Source organism: Acidovorax facilis (assembly GCF_023913775.1).
GTDB lineage: Bacteria > Pseudomonadota > Gammaproteobacteria > Burkholderiales > Burkholderiaceae_C > Acidovorax > Acidovorax facilis.
In genome coordinates this window covers 1-299 of the sequence record NZ_JAMXAX010000350.1, presented here as the reverse complement: position 1 = coordinate 299, position 299 = coordinate 1, and the positions used below count along the sequence as shown (strand labels likewise).

Sequence of the window (299 nt, the reverse complement as noted above, 5' to 3'; positions counted from 1 at the left end):
CGTACGAACCACCGTCAGTGATGGCAAAGCACCATGTCCATTGGACCGGGTCAACCGGCAGTTCCGGGCCGAGAGGCCGAACCAGTTGTGGGTGAGCGACTTCACTTACGTTTCGACTTGGCAAGGCGTAAGCGGCCAGCCATGGCATCTTGAAACAATGGCGTACTCGTAGGGTAAGCGTCCAGCCGAGGCATCTTGAGTTGAGCCACATGTCCCGCGAATATCGCGGGCATGATGAAGAAGGTGGATGCAGTTTGCGTGGCGACGATCGCGTTGTTTGCGCGCTGGCTCAGCGTTGC

Annotated in this window: 1 protein-coding gene and 1 pseudogene; one reads left to right on the top strand and one right to left on the bottom strand. The window is 58.2% G+C overall.

The genetic code is table 11. The features are described 5' to 3' along the window. A pseudogene (locus tag NFX52_RS30545) lies at positions 1-127 on the top strand (IS3 family transposase); the annotation flags it as partial. Here the strand turns inward: NFX52_RS30545 and NFX52_RS30540 are convergent. After that, positions 102-299, bottom strand: a 198-nt coding sequence (locus tag NFX52_RS30540; protein ID WP_252636032.1) for a hypothetical protein, incomplete at its 5' end; no start/stop codon positions are given. The pseudogene NFX52_RS30545 and the gene NFX52_RS30540 sit on opposite strands and share 26 nt — an antisense overlap.